This is a genomic window from Massilia forsythiae (assembly GCF_012849555.1).
GTDB lineage: Bacteria > Pseudomonadota > Gammaproteobacteria > Burkholderiales > Burkholderiaceae_D > Telluria > Telluria forsythiae.
The window spans coordinates 2,451,991-2,467,942 of the sequence record NZ_CP051685.1 but is presented as its reverse complement, the minus strand read 5'-3'; the positions used below and the strand labels follow the sequence as shown (position 1 = coordinate 2,467,942).

At 68.6% G+C, this 15,952-nt stretch carries 15 protein-coding genes; 12 read left to right on the top strand and 3 right to left on the bottom strand.

Going from position 1 to position 15,952, the window contains the following annotated elements:
* The first annotated feature begins 311 nt into the window (after positions 1-311).
* The 5 genes from HH212_RS10670 to HH212_RS10650 all read left to right on the top strand — a co-directional run bounded on the left by HH212_RS10670 (position 312) and on the right by HH212_RS10650 (position 7,154).
* Entirely contained in the window at positions 312-1,022 is a 711-nt protein-coding gene (locus HH212_RS10670; protein ID WP_170202460.1) for a response regulator, read from the top strand.
* A gap of 38 nt (positions 1,023-1,060) precedes the next feature.
* Positions 1,061-2,560, top strand: a complete 1,500-nt coding sequence (locus HH212_RS10665; protein WP_229217661.1) for a sensor histidine kinase — start codon at positions 1,061-1,063, stop codon at positions 2,558-2,560.
* Positions 2,550-2,885: a DUF4212 domain-containing protein gene (locus tag HH212_RS10660; protein WP_170202459.1), complete on the top strand. Its 336-nt coding sequence runs from the start codon at positions 2,550-2,552 to the stop codon at positions 2,883-2,885. Before HH212_RS10665 ends, HH212_RS10660 begins: the two co-directional genes overlap by 11 nt.
* Positions 2,882-4,957, top strand: coding sequence for a sodium:solute symporter family protein (locus HH212_RS10655; protein WP_170202458.1), 2,076 nt, complete (start codon positions 2,882-2,884; stop codon positions 4,955-4,957). Before HH212_RS10660 ends, HH212_RS10655 begins: the two co-directional genes overlap by 4 nt.
* Before the next feature lie 124 nt (positions 4,958-5,081).
* Entirely contained in the window at positions 5,082-7,154 is a 2,073-nt protein-coding gene (locus HH212_RS10650) for a S9 family peptidase (RefSeq protein ID WP_170202457.1), read from the top strand.
* Positions 7,155-7,191: 37 nt separating this feature from the next.
* Here HH212_RS10650 and purM read toward each other — a convergent pair whose 3' ends face one another.
* Positions 7,192-8,235 carry a phosphoribosylformylglycinamidine cyclo-ligase gene (purM, locus tag HH212_RS10645; RefSeq protein WP_170202456.1) on the bottom strand — a complete coding sequence of 348 codons (1,044 nt, stop codon included), beginning with the start codon at positions 8,233-8,235 and terminating at the stop codon, positions 7,192-7,194.
* Between the two features lie 257 nt (positions 8,236-8,492).
* Here purM and hda point away from each other — a divergent pair, with 257 nt between their 5' ends.
* The 7 genes from hda (at position 8,493) to thpR (ending at position 13,775) form a co-directional block, all read left to right on the top strand.
* Positions 8,493-9,176 carry a DnaA regulatory inactivator Hda gene (gene hda / locus HH212_RS10640; RefSeq protein WP_170205371.1) on the top strand — a complete coding sequence of 228 codons (684 nt, stop codon included), beginning with the start codon at positions 8,493-8,495 and terminating at the stop codon, positions 9,174-9,176.
* Positions 9,173-9,856, top strand: a complete 684-nt coding sequence (locus tag HH212_RS10635) for a histidinol-phosphatase (RefSeq protein ID WP_170202455.1) — start codon at positions 9,173-9,175, stop codon at positions 9,854-9,856. Before hda ends, HH212_RS10635 begins: the two co-directional genes overlap by 4 nt.
* On the top strand, positions 9,853-11,415 hold the full coding sequence (pcnB, locus tag HH212_RS10630; protein ID WP_170202454.1) for a polynucleotide adenylyltransferase PcnB: 1,563 nt from the start codon (positions 9,853-9,855) through the stop codon (positions 11,413-11,415). The genes HH212_RS10635 and pcnB overlap by 4 nt, the downstream gene beginning before the upstream one ends.
* Positions 11,412-11,900 carry a 2-amino-4-hydroxy-6-hydroxymethyldihydropteridine diphosphokinase gene (gene folK, locus HH212_RS10625; protein WP_170202453.1) on the top strand — a complete coding sequence of 163 codons (489 nt, stop codon included), beginning with the start codon at positions 11,412-11,414 and terminating at the stop codon, positions 11,898-11,900. Before pcnB ends, folK begins: the two co-directional genes overlap by 4 nt.
* A 22-nt stretch (positions 11,901-11,922) precedes the next feature.
* Positions 11,923-12,270, top strand: coding sequence for a DMT family protein (locus HH212_RS10620; RefSeq protein WP_170202452.1), 348 nt, complete (start codon positions 11,923-11,925; stop codon positions 12,268-12,270).
* Positions 12,271-12,343: 73 nt separating this feature from the next.
* Complete coding sequence (gene panB, locus HH212_RS10615; protein WP_211172484.1) at positions 12,344-13,222, top strand: 3-methyl-2-oxobutanoate hydroxymethyltransferase; 879 nt, start codon at positions 12,344-12,346, stop codon at positions 13,220-13,222.
* A gap of 7 nt (positions 13,223-13,229) precedes the next feature.
* Positions 13,230-13,775 (top strand): RNA 2',3'-cyclic phosphodiesterase, encoded by a 546-nt coding sequence (thpR, locus tag HH212_RS10610; RefSeq protein WP_170202451.1) that lies wholly within the window; start codon positions 13,230-13,232, stop codon positions 13,773-13,775.
* 121 nt (positions 13,776-13,896) lie between these two features.
* Here thpR and HH212_RS10605 read toward each other — a convergent pair whose 3' ends face one another.
* Both HH212_RS10605 and HH212_RS10600 read right to left on the bottom strand, forming a co-directional pair.
* Positions 13,897-15,087 (bottom strand): MFS transporter, encoded by a 1,191-nt coding sequence (locus HH212_RS10605; RefSeq protein ID WP_170202450.1) that lies wholly within the window; start codon positions 15,085-15,087, stop codon positions 13,897-13,899.
* Positions 15,084-15,863, bottom strand: coding sequence for a DeoR/GlpR family DNA-binding transcription regulator (locus HH212_RS10600; protein ID WP_170202449.1), 780 nt, complete (start codon positions 15,861-15,863; stop codon positions 15,084-15,086). The genes HH212_RS10605 and HH212_RS10600 overlap by 4 nt, the downstream gene beginning before the upstream one ends.
* Between the last annotated feature and the right edge of the window lie 89 nt (positions 15,864-15,952).

Here is a 15,952-nt window from a genome sequence, read left to right as displayed (position 1 = left end):
GATGTGGGCCGCTCGCGCGATTTCAATAGACAGTACTGTATAAAATCACAGTGGTTTTGGCAAGCTGTATTTGCGTCCGGCTTGACCGATCCGGGGAGCAGGCAACATCGAAAACCGCTGCCTGCCGTGCCGCCGGGAGAACACGCTATCCTTGCCGCACACCATATGGGGCCGCAGCGGCGCGCTTCAACCGCCGCTACCGGCGCGTCGCAGCGGTTTTAGAGGTTTATTTGTTGCGAGTTATCAAACACAATACACGCCGAGGCCAGGCCGCCCCCGCGTCCGCGCTTTCTGAACAATGGAGTGTCACCATGCGTATTCTACTTGCCGAAGATGACAGCGTCCTCGCCGACGGCCTGACGCGTTCGCTGCGCCAGTCCGGTTACGCCATCGACTGCGTCAAGAATGGCCAGGATGCCGATACCGCCCTGTCGACCCAGGAATTCGACCTGCTGATCCTCGACCTCGGCCTGCCGAAGTTGCCGGGCCTGGACGTGCTGCGCCGCCTGCGCGCGCGCGGCTCGCTGCTGCCGGTGCTGATCCTCACCGCGGCCGACTCGATCGAGCAGCGCGTGAACGGCCTGGACGCCGGCGCCGACGACTACATGCCCAAGCCGTTCGCCCTGTCCGAACTGGAGGCGCGCGTGCGCGCCCTCACCAGGCGCGGCCAGGGCGGCGGCTCCAGCACGATCCGCCACGGCCCGCTGGTGTACGACCAGGTCGGGCGCAGCGCTTCCATCGACGACCAGATGCTCGATTTGTCGGCGCGCGAGCTGGGCCTGCTGGAAATCCTGCTGGCGCGCACCGGGCGCCTGGTGTCCAAGGAGCAGCTGGTCGACCACCTGTGCGAATGGGGCGAAGAGGTGTCGAACAACGCCATCGAGGTCTATGTGCACCGCCTGCGCAAGAAGATCGAGACCGGCGGCATCCGCATCGCCACCGTGCGCGGCCTGGGCTATTGCCTGGAGCGCTATGCCGACGGCGCCCGCAAGACGGCCGACGCCGCCAACGGCGGCGCGTGAAGCGCTTCACGGCACGCCGGCCTCGTTCGCCGCATCCTGTGCCGCCACATCCGGGCGCGCCGGAACCGCTGTATTCTCCGCCGCGGCCCGAACCCGAGGAAAGCATCCAGCATTCGCTGTTCGGCGAAATCCTCGACTGGATGCTGGCGCCGCTGCTGCTGCTGTGGCCGATGAGCATCGCGATCACCTACCTGGTGGCGAAATCGATCGCCAACCAACCGTTCGACCATGCGCTGGAAGACAGCGTCACCGTGCTGGCGCAGCAGGTCAAGGAAGTCGGCGGCAAGGTGACGGCGCGCCTGCCCGGCAGCGCGCGCGACATCCTGCGCGCCGACGACGTCGACAGCGTGTACTTCCAGATCAGCGGGCCGCAGGGAGACGTCGTCGACGGCGACCGCGACCTGCCGCAGCCGCCGCCGGACGATGCCGAGCGCAGCGGGCGCGTACACTTCCGCAACGCCAGCCTGCACGGCGCGCCGCTGCGCGTGGCCTATGCCTGGGTCAATTTGCAGCCGCTGCTGGACCCGAACGCCGAGCCGCGCCTGGCCCTGGTGCAGGTGGCCGAGACGCTCGATAAACGCGCGCGCCTGGCCAACGAAATCATCAAGGGCGTGATTTTGCCGCAGTTCATTATCCTGCCGGTGATCCTGGCGCTGGTCTGGTTCGCCCTGTCGCGCGGCCTGTCGCCACTGGCGCAATTGCAGGAGCGCATCCGCGCACGCCCGCCGGACGACCTGTCGCCGATCGACTCGCGCCAGGTGCCGGAAGAGATTTCGCCATTGGTCGGCTCGCTGAACGACATGCTGGCGCGCGTGGCCCACACCATCGATGCCCAGAAGCGTTTCATCGCCGACGCCGCGCACCAGATGAAGACGCCGCTGGCCGGCATGCGCATGCAGTCCGAACTGGCGCTACGCCAGGTCGATCCCGGCGAGATCCACCGTTCGCTGGAGCAGCTGGCCAAGAGTTCGGAATCGGCCACGCGCCTGGTCAACCAGCTGCTGGCGCTGGCGCGCGCCGAAAACCAGCCGCACGCCGGCGCCGCCCTGGCGCCGCTCGACCTGGCGGCGCTGGCCAGAAGCGTGGTGCTGGACTGGGTGCCAGCCTCGTTCGCGCACGACATCGACCTCGGCTACGAGGACCCGGACGGCGAACTGGCGGTCGACGGCAGCGCCATCATGCTGCGCGAACTGCTGTCGAACCTGATCGACAATGCGCTGCGCTACACGCCCGCCCAGGGCAGCGTGACCGTGCGCGTGCGCGCCAGCTCCGGCCTGGCGCTGCTGGAAGTGGAAGACACCGGCCCCGGCATCGCCCCCGGCGAGCGCCCACGCGTGTTCGAGCGCTTCTATCGCATCCTCGGTTCGAACGCGCCCGGCTCCGGCCTCGGGCTGGCGATCGTGCGCGAGATCGCCCAGCAGCACGGCGCCGACATCGACATTTTCAATAATCCGCGCAGCACCCATAAAAAATTCCCGGGCAGCCTGTTCCGGCTGACGTTCCCGCCACCCGCCGTCCCCGACAACGATGCCGACTGACTCCCGCCCCGTCCCGGCGCCCTCCACACCGGACCCGAACCTCGAACACCTGCACATCGAGCGCATCCGCCAGGAGCGCGCCCGGCACTGGATACGTGCGCGGCGGCTGGTGACGATCCTGCTGTGCCTGTGGCTGGCGACCGGCTTCGGCACCGTGTTCTTCGCGCGCGACCTGGCGCACCTTTCCGTGTTCGGCTGGCCGCTGTCGTTCTACCTGGCGGCCCAGGGCGCCTCGCTGATCTATCTCGCCATCATCGGTTTCTACGCCTGGCGCATGCGCCTGCTTGACCGCCGTTTCACGCAACAGCTGGAAGGCCGGCCATGAACGCGCCCGCCCCCATCGGCACGCGCGAAAAGACGCAGCGCTATTTCCGCCGCCTGACGCGCTACTACCTGTGGTTCACGGCCTGCTTCGGCCTGTTCCTGGCGGCGCTGGCGATCCTGGAAAAGGAAGGCATGCCGCGCCAGTGGATCGGCCACCTGTACATGTTCGCCACCATCATCCTGTACGCCACCATTGGCGTGGTCAGCCGCACCTCGAACGTGTCCGAATACTACGTGGCCGGGCGGCGCGTGCCGGCCCTGTTCAACGGCATGGCCACCGCCGCCGACTGGATCTCGGCGGCCAGCTTCATCAGCCTGGCCGGCACCCTGTACCTGCACGGCTTCGACGCCCTCGCCTACGTCATGGGCTGGACTGGCGGCTATTGCCTGGTGGCGCTCCTGATCGCGCCCTACCTGCGCCGCTTCGCCCAGTACACGATTCCCGACTTCCTGGCGGCGCGCTATGGCGGCGGTTCTGGAAATCGCGGCACGGCGGTGCGCGCGCTGGCGGTGGCCGCCACCATCGTGGTCTCGTTCACCTACGTCGTCGCGCAGATCTACGCGGTCGGGCTGATCGCCTCGCGCTTCACCGGCGTCGATTTCTCGGTCGGCATCTTCCTCGGCCTGGCCAGCATCCTAGTGTGCTCGTTCCTGGGCGGCATGCGCGCCATCACCTGGACGCAGGTGGCGCAGTACATCATCATCCTGATCGCGTTTTTGATTCCGACCATGTGGCTGTCGGTAAAATTCGCCGGCAACCCGGTGCCGCAGGTGGCCTACGGTTCGGTGCTGCCCAAGCTGGCCCAGCGCGAGGCGCAGCTGGCGCGCGACCCGCGCGAGCAGGCAGTGCGCGCGCGCTTCCAGGCGCGCGCCGACGCCGACGCGGCGCGCCTGGCGCAGCTGCCGCATTCCTGGGAGACCGGCAAGGTCGAGGCCCAGCATCGCCTCGACGCCGCGCGCGCCGGCAACGCCTCGCTGGGCGAGATCCGCAACGCCGAGCGCGCCCTGCTGTCCTATCCGCGCACGGCCGACGAAGCGGCGCGCACCTGGACCGAGCAACGCGCCGCCAACCTGGCGCGCGCCCAGCCGCCCGAACCGCACGCCGAACCCTTTCCCGGCAAGACGCGCGAAGAGTCGGATATCCGCCGCAACAATTTCCTGGCGCTAGTGTTCTGCCTGATGTTCGGCACCGCCGCCCTGCCCCATATCCTGATGCGCGCCTATACCACGCCCTCGGTGCACGAGACCCGGGTGTCGGTGTTCTGGGCGCTGTTCTTCATCCTGCTGATCTATCTGACCATGCCGGCGCTGGCGGTGCTGGCCAAGTATGACATCTATACCGCCGTGGTCGGCACCGACTACGCGTCGCTGCCGACCTGGGTCTCGTACTGGGCCAACGTCGACAAGGCCAATCCCCTGATCAGCATCGTCGACATCAACGGCGACGGCGTCGTGCAGCTGGCCGAGATCGCCATCGACGGCGACGTGCTGACCCTGGCCACGCCCGAGATCGGCGGCCTGCCCTACGTGATTTCCGGACTGGTGGCGGCCGGCGGCCTGGCGGCGGCGCTGTCCACCGCCGACGGCCTGCTGCTGGCGATTTCCAACGCACTGTCGCACGACATCTATTTCAAGATCGTCGATCCGGGCGCCTCGACCCAGAAGCGGGTGACCATATCGAAACTGCTGCTGCTGGCGGTGGCCTTCATCGCCGCCTACGTCGCCTCGCAAAAGCCGGCCGACATCCTGTCGCTGGTGGGCGCGGCCTTTTCGCTGGCCGGCTCGACGCTGTTCCCGGCGCTGGTGGCGGGCGTGTTCTGGAAGCGCGCCAACCACGCCGGTGCGCTGGCCGGCATGGCGGCCGGCTTCCTGGTGTGCCTGTACTACATGCTGCACACCAACCCGATCCTGGGCGGCAGCCTGGACGGCGCCTGGTTCCATATCGCCCCGATCTCGGCCGGCGTGTTCGGCGTGCCGGCCGGGATGGCAGTGCTGGTGGCGGTGAGCCTGCTGACGGCGCCGCCGCCGCGCGCCAGCGCCGGGCTGGTCGAGCATATCCGGGCGCCGGAGTGACACGCCTGCAGCGCATGGCCGATCTGCAACATTGGCACAAAATGTTGCATTAGAGAATATTCAAAATGCTATCCTCGGTGTTTCGGGCGGCGACCGGCGCTGCCGATTTTTGCAAAGGATCATCATGCCGTTCATGTCTGCCAAGCTGCGCCGCGGCACGGTGCTGGCATTCAATCTCGTGCTCGCCCTGGCCGCCCATGCGCAAGACAGCGCCGCGCCAGACGTTCCCGCACCGCGCCAGGCGACGGCCGCGTTGCCGGCACTGGCCAGCTTCTTCGACAATTCGAATTTCGGCGGCGCCCTGCTTTCGCCCGGCGGACGCTACCTGGCCGCCCGCCACGGCGCTCCCGGCAAGCGCATCATGCTGGCGGTGGTCGACCTGCAGACCAAGGCGGTCAAGGTGGTGGCCGGCTTCAGCGATGCCGACATCGGCCACATGGTCTGGGTCAACGACGAGCGCCTGGCCTTCGACGTCACCGAGCGCGACGTCGCGCCCGGGGAGACCTACCTGGGCGCCGGCTTGTACGCGGTCAACCGCGACGGCTCTTCCCTGCGCCAGCTGGCCACCCGCCGCGGCGAGTCCTTCGTCAGCGAGGGCGGCACGCATATCCAGAAAAAGATCCTGCCCTGGCATACCTTCCTGATGAACCAGACCGGCGCCCAGGACTCGGAATACCTGTACGTCACCAGCGTCGATTTCGACGAGCGCGGCCAGAAACGCAACGTCAGCCTGCTGCGCCTGAACACCCTGACCGGGCAGGCGACCAGCGTGCTGCGCCCCGCCACCGTGAGCGGGTGGATGCTGGACTACCAGGGCAGGCCGCGCCTGGCAGTGGGCGCGGAAAAGGGCAAGACCACCTTGTACTACCTCGATCCGGCCGGCGACAAGTGGCGCAGTCTGGCCAGCTACGATTCCTACAAGGGCGGGCGCAACGCCATCATGCCGCTCGGTTTCGGCCCCGACGGCACCCTGTACGTGGAAGCGCGCGGCGGCAAGGATACCTTGGCCCTGTACGCCTTCGACTACGCGAGCGGCAAGATCAGGCCCGAGCCGCTGGTCGAAACCCGGGGCTACGACTTCAGCGGCCAGCTGCTGGGCAACCGCGCCAGGCTGCTGGGCGTGCGCTACGAAACCGATGCCGAAGGCAGCACCTGGTTCGACCCGGCGCTGCAAGCCATGCAGGACAAGATCGACAAGCTGCTGCCCTCCACCATCAACCTGGTGTCGGTGCCGAGCGCGCCCGATGCGCCCTGGGCGCTGGTGCGCTCCTACTCGGACCGCCAACCGTCGGTCTACACGCTGTACGACATCAAGGCCGGCACACTGGACCGGGTCGGCGCCGCGCACCCGGAGATCGACAGCCGGCGCATGGGCCGGCAGGAGCAGGTGCGCTACAAGGCGCGCGACGGCCTCGAGATCCCGGCGCTGCTGACCCGCCCGGCCGGCGCCGCCAAGGACGCGAAACTGCCGCTGGTGATGCTGGTGCATGGCGGCCCCTACGTGCGCGGCAGCACCTGGGGCTGGAACGCCGACTCGCAGTTCCTGGCCTCGCGCGGCTATGCGGTACTGGAACCGTCGTTCCGCGGCACCACCGGCTTCGGCGCGAAACATTTCACCGCCGGCTGGAAGCAATGGGGCCTGGCGATGCAGGACGACATCGCCGACGGCGCGCGCTGGGCGGTCGCGCAGGGCCTGGCCGATCCCAAGCGCATCTGCATCGCCGGCGCCAGCTATGGCGGCTACGCCACCCTGATGGGCCTGGCCCGCGACCCCGACCTGTACCGCTGCGGCGTCGAGTGGGCCGGCGTGACCGACATCGGGCTGCTGTACAACGGCCATTGGGGCATCCAGTCCGACGTCTCGGACGAATGGAAGCAGTACGGCATGCCGGAACTGATCGGCGACCCGGTCAAGGATGCGGCCCAGCTGGAAGCCACCTCGCCGATCCGCCAGGCCGCGCGCATCCGCCAGCCGCTGCTGCTGGCCTACGGCGGTGCCGACCAGCGCGTGCCGATGTACCACGGCCGCCAGTTCCGCGACGCGGTGAGCGCGACCAACAAGCGCGTCGAGTGGATCGAGTACGGCGACGAGGGCCACGGCTGGTCGCTGCCGGCGCACCGTATCGATTTCTGGGGGCGGGTGGAAAAATTCCTGGACAAGAACATCGGCAACCAGGCTGCCGACGCGCCCCGCTGACGGCCCGGAGGGCGGCGTGCGCGGTCGTGGCCGAGGCTTACGCGACCGTGGTCTGCGCCTCGCCCTCGGCGCGGGCGCGGATCTCGCCGATGCGGTAGACGGTCTCGCCGGCCGCCTGCAGTTGCGCCATGGCGGCGTCGGCGTTTTCCCGGGCCACGATCACGGTCATGCCGATGCCGCAGTTGAACACGCGGTGCATTTCCGCATCCGCCACGCCGCCGTGCTGCTGCAGCCACTGGAACAGCGGCGGCATGGTCCATGCCTTGCCGTCCAGCGCCGCGGTCAGGTTGTCCGCCAGCACGCGCGGGATGTTCTCGACCAGGCCGCCGCCGGTGATGTGCACCAGGCCCTTGACTTCCATCGAGGCCATCAGCGCCAGCAGCGGCTTCACGTAGAGGCGGGTCGGCGCCATCAGCACGTCGGCCAGCTTGCGCCCGTGGAAGTCGGCGTCCAGGTCGGGCTTGGCGACCTGGATGATCTTGCGCACCAGCGAATAACCGTTCGAGTGGATGCCCGACGACGCCAGGCCCAGCACCACGTCGCCCGCGACGATCTTGCTGCCGTCGATGATCTGCGATTTTTCCACGGCGCCGACGGCGAAGCCGGCCAGGTCGTATTCGCCGTCCGGGTACATGCCTGGCATCTCGGCGGTCTCGCCACCCAGCAGCGCGCAGCCCGACTGTTCGCAACCTTCGGCGATGCCCTTGACCACGGCGGTGGCGGTGGCCACGTCCAGCTTGCCGCATGCAAAGTAGTCGAGGAAGAACAGCGGCTCGGCGCCCTGCACCAGGATGTCGTTGACGCTCATGGCGACCAGGTCGATGCCGACCGTGTCGTGGCGGTTCAGCTCGAACGCCAGCTTCAGTTTGGTGCCGACGCCGTCGGTGCCGGACACCAGCACCGGCTCCTTGTACTTCTTGCTGATCTCGAACAGCCCGCCGAAGCCGCCGATACCGCCGAGCACGCCTTCGCGCATGGTGCGCTTGGCGAAAGGTTTGATCGCTTCGACCAGGGCGTCGCCGGCATCGATATCGACACCGGCGTCGCGGTAGGAGAGAGAAACATTAGATGGTTGGCTCATGGTATTTGGCAGCGGAGGCGGTAAAATAGGTGGCGTTTGATCAATTGAACACGCTAGCGACAGGGCTGCCGACGGCCAACTGGTCAATCCGCTATTTTAGCAAAACAGCCTCACCCCGACGCTGTTTAACCGTCATAACAAGAACAAATGCCTTCATTCCGGCCCTTGCCAAGTGTGATCGGCACGTCGATCGGGTCCATGGCCACTATAATGCCCGATGCCCGACGCAACGAACTCTTTCGCATGACATGCAAGCGATGAAACAACTGGTGCTCGACCTGGGCGCGGAACCGGTGCAGAGTCTCGACACCTTCCAGATAGGCGCGAATGCCGAAATGGCGCACCTGATGCACCAGTTCGCGCAGCGCGCCTCGCGCGAGCATTTCTGCTACCTGTGGGCAGAGACCGGCGCCGGCAAGACGCACCTGCTGCACGGCCTGGCCGCCACGCCCGGCGCGCGCTACATCGCGGCCGACGCCGGCGCGCGCCGCTTCGCCTACGCGCCGGACGTGACGCTGTACCTGGTGGACGACATCGACCGCCTGTCGCCGGCGCGCCAGATCGACGCCTTCGCCCTGTTCAACCAGGTGCGCGAGCACGGTGCCTACATGGTGTGCGCCGGACCGCTGCCGCCGGCCGTGCTGCCGGTGCGCGAAGACCTGCGCACGCGCATGGGATGGGGGCTGGTGTACCAGATCCACGGCCTGTCGGACGAAGAGAAGATCGCTGCGCTGACCCAGGCCGCCGAGGCGCGCGGTTTGACGCTGTCGGCCAGCGTGTTACCCTACCTGCTGTCGCACTTCAAGCGCGACATGCGCTCCCTGTCGACCATGCTGGAGGCGCTCGATCAGTATTCGCTCGAGACCCAGCGCCCGGTCACGCTCCCCTTGCTGCGCGACTTGTTGCATCAGGCCAATCCGCCATCCGAAACCAAAGAATGACTACTCTCGCGCTGTTCGACCTCGACCATACCCTGCTGCCGATCGATTCGGATTACGAATGGGGCCAGTTCCTGGTACGCCATGGCGTCGTCGATGCCGCCGCCTTCCAGCGCCGCAACGACGCCTTTTTCGCCCAGTACCAGGCCGGCACCCTCGATCCGGTGGAATACCTCGAATTCGCCCTCGGCACGCTGGCCGGTTTCACGCCGGAAGAACTGGCGCGCCTGTCGGCGCTGTACCTGCGGGAAGTGATCGAGCCCGCCATCCGGCCCGAGGCGCGCGCCCTGCTCCGGCAGCACCTGGACGCCGGCGACCTGGTGGCGATCGTCACCGCCACCAACGCCTTCGTCACCGCGCCGATCGCGCGCCTGCTGGGCGTGCAGCACCTGATCGCGGCGCGCCCCGAGTTCGACGAGCGCGGCCACCCGACCGGCAGGCTGGTCGGCACGCCGACCCAGGGCCACGGAAAGGTGACCCACGTGCACGCCTGGCTGGCGGGATTGAAACGCCCGTTCGACAGCTTCGAGCGCAGCTTTTTCTACAGCGATTCGCACAACGATATCCCGCTGCTGTCCATCGTCTCGCATCCCGTGGCGACCAACCCGAGCGCCACCCTGGCCCAACATGCAAGCGCCCGCGGCTGGCCCTTGCTGCATCTGTTCGACGCACCTGTTCAATGATTAAACAATTCATCCGCAAGATCCTCGGCGTCAAAGAAGAGCGCGACCCCACCGAACCCGACATCCTCGGTCCGGACGAGCACGGCATCGACCCGAAACTGCTGTCGGCCAACGCGGTGCGCGTCACCCAGGCGTTGCAGGAGGCCGGCTACAAAGCCTTCGTGGTGGGCGGCGCCGTGCGCGACCTGCTGCTGGGGGTGAAGCCGAAGGACTTCGACATCGCCACCGACGCCACCCCGGAAGAGGTCAAAAAACTGTTCAGGCGCGCCTTCATCGTCGGCCGCCGCTTCCAGATCGTGCACGTGATGTTCGGCCAGGAATTGCTGGAAGTGACCACCTTCCGCGGCAATGCCAACACCAACAACGCGCCCAAGGACGAGCACGGCCGCGTCCTGCGCGACAACAACTTCGGTCCGCAGCACGAAGACGCCGAGCGGCGCGACTTCACCATCAACGCGATGTACTACGACCCGGCCACGCAGACGGTGCTCGACTACCACGGCGGCATCGCCGACATCCGCGACAAGGTATTGCGCATCATCGGCCAGCCGGAAGCGCGATACCGCGAGGATCCGGTGCGCATGCTGCGCGTGGTGCGCTTCGCCGCCAAGCTGCAGTTCACGATCGAGCCGGCCACGCGCGCGCCGGTGGCGGTGATGGCGCCGCTGATCAACAACGTGCCGGCCGCGCGCGTGTTCGACGAGATGCTGAAACTGCTGCTGTCCGGCCACGCGCTGGCCTGCCTGCAGGAGCTGCGCGCCTCGGGCCTGCACCACGGCCTGCTGCCGCTCCTGGACGTGGTGCTGGAACAGCCGATCGGCATGAAGTTCGTGACGCTGGCGCTGGAATCCACCGATGCGCGCGTCAAGGCCGGCAAGGGGGTGTCGCCGGGCTTCCTGTTCGCCTCGCTGCTGTGGCACCAGGTGCTGGAAAAGTGGAATGCCTACCGCGCCGCCGGGGAAGGCCCGATCCCGGCGCTGCACCTGGCCGCCGACGACGTGCTCGACAACCAGACCGACAACCTAGCCCTGCAGCGCCGCATCGCCACCGACATGCGCGACATCTGGGCCATGCAGCCGCGCTTCGAGCGCCGCAACGGCAAGTCGCCGTACAAATTGCTGGAGCACCCGCGCTTTCGCGCCGGCTTCGACTTCCTGCTGCTGCGCTGCGAGTCGGGCGAACTGGACGCCGAGCTGGGCAACTGGTGGGCCACCTTCTACGGCGCCGACGCGAATGAGCGCGAACGCCTGATCAACGGCGCGCGCGAACCGCAGGGCGGCGCCCAGAAGAAGCGGCCGCGCCGGCGCGGCCCGCGCCGGAATGGCGAGGGCGAAGCGCAGCAGGAGGGCCAGCAGCAGGACCAGCAGGACGGCGGCCACGAGCTCGAGGACGAAGCGCGCCAGGACGGGCACTCCGCTGCGCGGCCGGCGCCGCAGCCGCTCGACGCGCCGGTGGATGCACCGGCGCCGCGGCCGCCGCGCCGCCGCGAGCGCGCCAGGCCGGACGCCGCCGACGATGGCGTGAACCCGGACGCCAACACTTACGCCGACCGCGAATGATCGCCTGGATCGGCATCGGCGCCAACCTGGGCGATGCGCGCGCCGCCGTGCTGGACGCCGTCGAGCGCCTGGGGCGCCTGCCCGGCGTGCGCCTGCTGCGCGCCTCATCGCTGTACCGCACGGCGCCGATCGACGCGTCCGGCGACGACTACATCAACGCCGTGGCCGCTGTCGAGACCACCCTGGACGCGCACGCCCTGCTGGCGCAGCTGCATGCGATCGAACAGGCGCACGGGCGCGAACGGCCCTACCGCAACGCCCCGCGCACGCTCGACCTGGACCTGCTGCTGTTCGGCGGCGAGCGCATCGACGACGCGCCCACCCTGGTCGTGCCGCATCCGCGCATGCACGAGCGCGCCTTCGTGCTGGTGCCGCTGGCCGAGCTGGCGCATGAGTTGGCACCCGAGCTGACGATCCCCGGCCGCGGCGGCCTGGCAGCGCTGCTGCCGGGCGTGGCCGGCCAGGCGATCCAGCGTCTTCCCTGATCCACCCCTCTCCCGATTACCGATGCAAATCCCCGTCTTCGCCCAGACCGCCCTGCTGCTGGTCATGTCCAACGTGTTCATGACCTTCGCCTGGTACGGCCACCTGAAAACCCTGTCGAACAAGGCGTGGTACGTGGCCGCCATCATCAGCTGGGGGATCGCGCTGTTCGAATACCTGCTGCAGGTGCCGGCCAACCGCATCGGCGCCACCCAGTACAGCCTGGCGCAACTGAAGATCATGCAGGAAGCGATCACCCTGACGGTGTTCGTGCCCTTCGCGATGTTCTACATGGACCAGCCGTTCAAGCTGGATTACGTGTGGGCGGCGCTATGCCTGGTGGGAGCGGTGTACTTCATTTTCCGGTCGTGACGAGCGGCCCTTCGGCGAAGGGTGCAGAATAACGGCCGATGCGGCTTTTTCATGTTTTACAAAGGAATGACCTATGAGCGGATACCTGCAGGGCAAGGACATGGCGGCGGCGGCGCCGGCAAACAGTGCGCAGGCACCGGCAGTGCCCGCGAAACCGGTCCAGCTGGCCGTGACGATCCCGTCCTTGCGGGCGATGCGCGCGGCCGGCCAGAAGATCGCCATGCTGACCTGCTACGACGCCAGCTTCGCCGCGCTGATGGACCGCTGCGGCGTCGAGATCCTGCTGATCGGCGACTCGCTCGGCATGGTGTGCGCCGGCTACGACTCGACGCTGCCGGTGACGGTGGCCGACGTCGCCTACCACACCGCCTCGGTGGTACGCGGCCGCAAGAACGCCCTGGTGCTGGCCGACCTGCCCTTCGGCAGCTACGGCACCAGGGAGCAGGCCTACGACAGCTGCGCCACGCTGATGCGCGCCGGCGCCCAGATGATCAAGATCGAGGGCGGCGCCTGGCTGGCCGAGACCGTGCGCTTCCTGGTCGAGCGCGGCATCCCGGTGTGCGCCCACATCGGCCTGACGCCGCAGTTCGTGCACCAGCTGGGCGGCTACAAGGTGCAAGGTAAGACCACCGAAGGCGCCGAACAGCTCAAGGCCGACGCGCGCGCGCTGCAGGACGCCGGCGCCGCCATCGTGCTGCTGGAAGCGGTGCCCGCAGGCCTGGGCAAGGAAGTGACCGACATGCTGCACGTGCCCACCATCGGCATCGGCGCCGGTCCGGACTGCTCGGGCCAGGTGTTGGTGATGCACGACCTGCTCGGCGTATTCCCGGGCCGCAAGGCGCGCTTCGTGAAGAACTTCATGGATGGCCAGACCAGCATCGACGCCGCCGTCGGCGCCTACGTGGCCGCAGTCAAGGACGGCAGCTTCCCGGCGCCGGAACACTGTTTTTAAGGACGCCATGGCGACCGGGAACGGCCAAGGTGCATCCGGCGCCGCGGCGCCCTGCACGCGCCTGTTCCTGGCGCTGTGGCCGGATACCGCCGTGCGCGCACGCCTGCGCGCGCGGCGCGACGCCTGGGACTGGCCGCGCAACGCCGCGCCGGTACATGCCGACAAGCTGCACCTGACCCTGCACTTCCTCGGCGCCGTGCCGGACCAACGCGTGGCGCTGTTGCTGGACCGGCTGGCCGTGCCGTTCACGCCGTTCACGGTGCGGATCGGCCGTCCCGTGCTGTGGCACAACGGCATTGCGGTGCTGGAACCATATGAAACGCCGCCGGCGCTGCTGGACCTGCACGCACGCCTGGCGCAAGCCTTGCCGGAGCTCGGGCTGGCGCCGGAAGCGCGCGCCTACCGGCCGCACGTGACCATGGCGCGGCGCGCGGGCGGCGTCGTGGTGCCGCCGGAAGACGACCCGGTCGAATGGCTGGCCGACCACTATGCACTAGTCGAATCGCGGCCGGGTCACGGCGGTGGATATACCGTGCTGCGCGAATACCGCTAACGCGCATCGTCCGGATTCGTAGGGTGGGCGCGGCCGGCGAGGCGGCTTCGCCGTCCACCCTACGTACGATAGGCATCCACACGGTCGCGCGGTCGTGCACGCACGGCACGACGATCACGTATTACGCCCTTGGCTGCACCACCCGCGCATTCGCCGCGATGACGATCCCGGACAGGGACAGCAACCCCAGCGCCACCGCGATGCTGGTATGCGCCGCCACCGACCCGATGAGCGGCGGCGCCAGCAGCAGGCCGGCATAACCGAGCGTCGCCACCGTCGCCAGCCCGCCGCCGGCCGACATGCCCGGCGTGCGCGCCGCCGCCGCGAAGATCAGCGGCACCACGTTGGCCGCCGCCAGACCGACCAGCGCGAAGCCGAGCGCCGACAGCAGGAAATGGGTGCTCAGCACCGCCAGCATCAGGCCGCCGAACATGCCCAGGCCGCCGACCGCCATGATGCGCAGCGCGCCGAAGCGCAGCACCAGGCGGTCGCCGGCGAAGCGGCAGGCCGCCATCGCGATCGAGAACGCCGAATAGCCGAGCGCCGCCGACGCCGCATCGGCGCCGGTGCGATTCGTCAGCAGCAGCGCGCTCCAGTCGACCAGCGCGCCTTCGATGGCAAAGCACAGCATGCCGAGCAGGCCGAGGAACAGCGCCGGGCCGCGCGGCAGCGCAAAGTGGCTGCCGTGCGGCGCCGGCGCCACCGCCAGCACGCGGCGCGCGCACAGCGCGGCCAGCACGGCCAGCACGGCGAATCCCGCCAGCGCGCCGCGGCCGTCGCCCAGCCCGGCGCCGATGATGAGTCCACCCAGTGCCGCACCCAGCAGGCCGCCCAGGCTATAGAAACCGTGGAAGGAGGACATGGTCGGCACCCCGCGCGCGGCCTCGACCTCGCTGGCGTTGGCGTTCATCGACACGTCCAGCACGCCGTTGCTGGCGCCGAAGGCATACGCCGCCAGGAACAGCGCCGGCAAGCCGCCGGCGCCGCCGGCATTCATCAAGAGCGCGCCGGTGACGGTGAACAGCAGCGTGCTGCCGACGGCCACCGCGCGCGTGCCCCAGCGTCCGGACAGCCAGCCGGACAGCGGCATCGCCGAGATGGCGCCGCCGGCGATGGTCAGCAGCAGCAGGCCGAGCGTGCCGGTGTCGATGCCGGCGCGCGCCTGCACCACCGGCACGTGCGCGGCCCACAGGCCGATGCCGATGCCGTTCACCATGAAGATCAGGGAAATGGCCCAGCGCGCCGCATTGATCCTGGCGATCTCGGCAGCGGAGCGCACCGCGCCGCCGTGTTCTTTCACGGCGGCCGTCATGCGCCCGCCCTCCCCGCCAGCAGCACCTCGGGCGCCGGGTCGAGCCGGCGCAGGCGCGCCAGCACGTCGGCCGGGGCGTCGGCCTCCAGCACCAGCCGGTCGATTTCCGCCAGCGGCGCGACCAGGAACGGCGCCGGCGCTTCCAGGCGCTCATTGAGCACCGCCACCGCGCGCCGGCTGGCGGCGGCCAGCATGGCCGCCTTGACTGCGGCTTCCTCGGCATCGCTCGCGCCCAGGCCGCGGTCGGCTTCGACGCTGCAGGCGCCGACCACCGCCAGGTTCACGCGCAGGCGCCGGATCTCGGCCACCGTATGCGCCCCCAGCGCGGCGCCGGCATGGCCGGACACCAGGCCACCCAGCAGGATCACGCGGGTGGCGCGGAAATGGCCGAGCGCGAGCGCGATCTGCAGGCTGTTGGTGACGACGGCGGCGGCGTGGCCGTCTTCCAGCAGGCGCGCGAAAGCGAGATTGGTGGTGCCGGCGTCGACCAGCACGGTGTCGCCCGGCTGCACCGACTCGGCCAGCACGCGCGCCAGCACGCCCTTGCGGGCGGCGTCGGCGTCGGCGCGCTGGCTGAAAGCCGGTTCGGCGCGCGTGCGGCGCATGGCGCCGCCGTGCACCCGGCGCAGCAGGCCGGCGGCGTCCAGGTCGCGCAGGTCGCGCCGGATCGTGTCTTCGGAGGTGTGGAAGCGCAGCGCCAGCTCTGCCGCCATCACCTTGCCCTGGCGCTCGACCGTGTCCACGATCTGTTGGCGCCGTTCCTCGGCCAGTTGCATGTTCGTTCCCGTGATTGCAATAAGAATGCATCGCACTCTACAGCCATCTTCACGAACGTGCAAGAATATGCACAAACATGCATACGTAC

Coding starts and splice junctions, on each gene's coding strand:
- HH212_RS10670 (WP_170202460.1), top strand. CDS start 312: ATGCGTATTCTACTTGCCGAAGATGACAGCGTCCTCGCCGACGGCCTG.
- HH212_RS10655 (WP_170202458.1), top strand. CDS start 2,882: ATGAACGCGCCCGCCCCCATCGGCACGCGCGAAAAGACGCAGCGCTAT.
- HH212_RS10660 (WP_170202459.1), top strand. CDS start 2,550: ATGCCGACTGACTCCCGCCCCGTCCCGGCGCCCTCCACACCGGACCCG.
- HH212_RS10600 (WP_170202449.1), bottom strand. CDS start 15,863: ATGCAACTGGCCGAGGAACGGCGCCAACAGATCGTGGACACGGTCGAG.
- HH212_RS10605 (WP_170202450.1), bottom strand. CDS start 15,087: ATGACGGCCGCCGTGAAAGAACACGGCGGCGCGGTGCGCTCCGCTGCC.
- thpR (WP_170202451.1), top strand. CDS start 13,230: ATGGCGACCGGGAACGGCCAAGGTGCATCCGGCGCCGCGGCGCCCTGC.
- HH212_RS10620 (WP_170202452.1), top strand. CDS start 11,923: ATGCAAATCCCCGTCTTCGCCCAGACCGCCCTGCTGCTGGTCATGTCC.
- HH212_RS10650 (WP_170202457.1), top strand. CDS start 5,082: ATGCCGTTCATGTCTGCCAAGCTGCGCCGCGGCACGGTGCTGGCATTC.
- purM (WP_170202456.1), bottom strand. CDS start 8,235: ATGAGCCAACCATCTAATGTTTCTCTCTCCTACCGCGACGCCGGTGTC.
- panB (WP_211172484.1), top strand. CDS start 12,344: ATGAGCGGATACCTGCAGGGCAAGGACATGGCGGCGGCGGCGCCGGCA.
- folK (WP_170202453.1), top strand. CDS start 11,412: ATGATCGCCTGGATCGGCATCGGCGCCAACCTGGGCGATGCGCGCGCC.
- hda (WP_170205371.1), top strand. CDS start 8,493: ATGAAACAACTGGTGCTCGACCTGGGCGCGGAACCGGTGCAGAGTCTC.
- pcnB (WP_170202454.1), top strand. CDS start 9,853: ATGATTAAACAATTCATCCGCAAGATCCTCGGCGTCAAAGAAGAGCGC.
- HH212_RS10635 (WP_170202455.1), top strand. CDS start 9,173: ATGACTACTCTCGCGCTGTTCGACCTCGACCATACCCTGCTGCCGATC.